A 3,558-nucleotide genomic window follows, 5' to 3' on the forward strand; every position below is an offset into this window, starting at 1 on the left:
CCCGGCTTCTCAACCAAACCGGGCATCACCCCCACGATAAGCCTGTTCCGCCAGCTGATCCCCAACCCCCGTTGACCCGATAGGTTATCCCTCTGACGCACCCTACGAGGGTGATAATTATTAATTATTAATTGTAGGGGCGCGCCTCGGCCGTCAATTCTCAATTCCCCACCCAGGTTGTGGTAAACCCGCCCCACCGTTTCCCCTGAGAAACCCGGTTTCTCAAAGAAACCGGGTTTCTTGACCACGATATGGGGGTGGTGCGTCAGATGAACCAAATTGGCCGTTGACCCGATAGGTTATCCCTCTGACGCACCCTACGGACTAGAATGATGATTCGGTTATTATCTGTATTTGGTAGTCTGAACCACCCCGGTATATGAAAAAAGCGCTAATTTGTGGAATATCTGGACAGGATGGAGCCTATTTAGCATCACTGCTGTTAGATCAAGGTTATGCGGTATATGGTACTTCCCGTGATGCACAGATGTCATCATTTCGGAACTTGAAAAGGTTGGGAATTTATGACCGAGTGAAATTATATTCCATGTCTCTCACCGACTTTCGTAGTGTTCTTCAAGTTTTGACCCAGGTTGAACCACAGGAAGTCTATAACTTGGCGGGTCAGAGTTCCGTGGGTCTATCCTTTGACCAACCTGTGGAAACCCTCGATAGTATCGCTGGGGGAACCCTCAACCTCTTAGAAGCGATCCGATTTACTGGCGCACCTATTAAACTCTATAATGCTGGGTCTAGTGAGTGTTTTGGTGATACCTACGGCGAACCTGCGGATGAAAATACCCCCTTTCGTCCTCGCAGTCCCTACGCGGTCGCTAAGTCCGCCGCCTTTTGGGAAGTCGCTAACTATCGCGAAGCCTATGGTTTATTTGCTTGTTCTGGAATACTATTTAACCATGAGTCCCCCCTGAGACCCTCCCGGTTTGTGACTCAGAAAATTATTCATGGAGCCTGTGCGATCGCCTCTGGAAATCAGGATAAACTATATTTGGGTAGAATCTCCGTGCAGCGAGATTGGGGTTGGGCTCCTGAGTATGTCGAGGCCATGTATTTGATGCTTCAGCAGCCACAAGCTGATGATTATGCGATCGCTACCGGGGAAACTTACTCTCTTCAGGATTTTGTCAAAACTGCTTTTGATTGTGTCGGTCTAAACTGGGAAGATTTTGTCGAAACTGACCAAAGCCTCTACCGTCCTACAGATATCGCTGTCGGTCGCGCCTCCCCCGCTAAGGCTAAACATAAGTTAGGATGGGAGGCTCAGTTTCAAATGCCTGATATAGTCAAAATGATGGTGCAAGCGCAACAGGAGCGATCGCCATAATACCTACATAGATATGATATAATATCATAGTCTATGCTGACAACTCTGATTTTTGATTAATGATTTACTAATGGCTAAAAACAAAGAAGTTCACATTCTGGAAGTTGTCTTAGTCCCTAAAGAGGACTGTGAGTCCCTGCTGGATTTTAAGATTGATAGACCCCAAGCCGAAGCTAAACTTAACTCTGCGGAAATTGAATTTTCCGGTTGGGTATTGGGTAAAACTTTACCCGCTATTGCTGTGGAAATCCTACAGGGGGAAAAGATTGTTAAAACTATTTCCGTTAGTGATTCTCGTCCTGATGTCGCCAAGGTTTACCCCGACGCACCAAGCGCCAGTATTAGTGGCTTTAAAGAAATTATTGATTTGGGGGAATTTTCTGGGGAAAATGAACTCACTGTACAGGCTATTTTGCGGGATGATAGTATTGTTACTATCGGACAGGTACGATTCCAAACTCCTGAATCGGCTCAAGTTTCCGAATCCCCAACTGTGATATCATCTGAAAAGCTGGAACGTGCTAGGGCGGATTTAGAGCGATCGCGTCAATTTTTGGAACAGGTAAAAGCCGACTTAGCCAAATACGAAGTTAACCCATAACCGCAGCTATATGGTCATCCCGCCGCTGGGAAACCCCTAGGAACCCGGACAGTTGGTTGATTAACCCCACCCACATCAACCTATGTTGGGTTCCACTTCCTTTCAACCCACCAACCCAGGAGAATTAGAATTGTATGTGGTCGCCATATTGGGCGCGCAAACCCTCCCAGGCTTCTACCTGTCCTGGTTCATATTCTCCGGGTTTTCCCCATTGTAAAAAAGCACTTAAAGCTGGTTGATTTTCAGCATCTAAAAACCGAATCGCATAGGTAGTAAAATTCCCGCGCTTCGCTTCTCCCGTCTCAAATTTAACCGCTTTAATTTGGTCAATATTTAGGTGGAATTCAAACAAATCGCTGTGCATATTAGCATACATTCCTTTCGGAAGTTCTGCATAAAATAGCTTTTGAATTTTCCCCTTAACTTCCAGAACAGCAGCACTACTGGTCACAATTAAGCGCAAAGTTCCCAAACTTTCGCAAGACTCTAACAACTCTTTTAAATCAGCCATAGTTATTCTCAGCTATTACCTATCCAGTAATAGTCATTTATTTTTCATGTCGTTCATAGGCGGCGACAATGCGCTGAACCAGAGGATTCCGCACCACATCCGCCTGAGAAAACTCACAGAAAGCTATCCCTTCAATATTTTGCAGAATCTTGAGGGCAACTGTCAACCCCGAAGATTGATTTAGTGGTAGATCCGTCTGGGTAATATCACCCGTTACCACCATGCGCGATCGCGACCCTAAACGAGTCAGCACCATTTTCATTTGTCCGGGAGTCGTATTTTGCGCCTCATCAAGGATGATAAAGGAATTATTGAGAGTGCGTCCCCGCATATAAGCAATAGGCGCAACTTCAATCACTCCCCTTTCCATCAAATTAGCTGCTTTTTCTGGGTCTACCAACTCATAAATCGCATCATAAAGAGGTCGCAAATAGGGATTAACCTTTTGCTGCAAATCTCCCGGAAGGAAGCCTAGACGTTCCCCCGCTTCCACCGCTGGACGGGTAAGAATTAACCTTTCGTATTGGTCAGAAAGTAACGCCTGAAGCGCGATAATTGCTGCTAGATAAGTTTTACCAGTTCCCGCTGGTCCAATGCAAAAAGTTAAATCATGGGTGCGGATAGCTTGGATATATTGTCGCTGACGGAAAGTTTTAGCGCGTATATCCTGACCTCGGCGAGTTCTCGCTAAAACATCCTGCTGAAGTTCCCGCAGATTAGCTTCTTGGTGGGTATTAATAGCATGACGTGCGGTTAGAATATCGGGGTCTGTGATAGTTTTACCATTTTCCCAAAAAGGTTTGAGGGATTCTATCAAAACTCGGCACAATTCTACCTGTTTAGTCGTACCACTAATCAGCAAATCTTGACCCCGCAAAACTATCTGAGTTCCAGTTTGTTTAGACAGGGTTTTGAGATTATCTTCTTGATAACCCCCTAAAGCGATCGCACTTTCGATAGTAGGTAACTGAATCGTCAGTCGCTCAGTCATTCACGTAAAACTCCTGGGAGGGTTGGAAGCTCCGTGATTTATCGCGGAGAGGAAAACCGACTCAAGCAGCTTTAGCCGCCAGCACCCCCTTGCGGGGTGGAGGGGTATGGTTG

4 protein-coding genes are annotated in these 3,558 nt (G+C 46.0%); 2 read left to right on the forward strand and 2 right to left on the reverse strand.

Annotated features, from left to right (window positions below):
• The first annotated feature begins 379 nt into the window (after positions 1-379).
• Both ACTIE0_RS23430 and ACTIE0_RS23435 read left to right on the forward strand, forming a co-directional pair.
• Positions 380-1,342 carry a GDP-mannose 4,6-dehydratase gene (locus ACTIE0_RS23430; protein WP_006670676.1) on the forward strand — a complete coding sequence of 321 codons (963 nt, stop codon included), beginning with the start codon at positions 380-382 and terminating at the stop codon, positions 1,340-1,342.
• A 70-nt stretch (positions 1,343-1,412) separates the two neighbouring features.
• Positions 1,413-1,943 (forward strand): hypothetical protein, encoded by a 531-nt coding sequence (locus tag ACTIE0_RS23435; RefSeq protein WP_006670677.1) that lies wholly within the window; start codon positions 1,413-1,415, stop codon positions 1,941-1,943.
• A 124-nt stretch (positions 1,944-2,067) separates the two neighbouring features.
• Here ACTIE0_RS23435 and ACTIE0_RS23440 read toward each other — a convergent pair whose 3' ends face one another.
• Positions 2,068-2,454: a ChuX/HutX family heme-like substrate-binding protein gene (locus ACTIE0_RS23440; RefSeq protein ID WP_006620984.1), complete on the reverse strand. Its 387-nt coding sequence runs from the start codon at positions 2,452-2,454 to the stop codon at positions 2,068-2,070.
• Positions 2,455-2,491: 37 nt separating this feature from the next.
• Entirely contained in the window at positions 2,492-3,445 is a 954-nt protein-coding gene (locus ACTIE0_RS23445; protein WP_006620985.1) for a PhoH family protein, read from the reverse strand.
• Between the last annotated feature and the right edge of the window lie 113 nt (positions 3,446-3,558).

The organism is Limnospira sp. (assembly GCF_051859755.1).
GTDB lineage: Bacteria > Cyanobacteriota > Cyanobacteriia > Cyanobacteriales > Microcoleaceae > Limnospira > Limnospira fusiformis.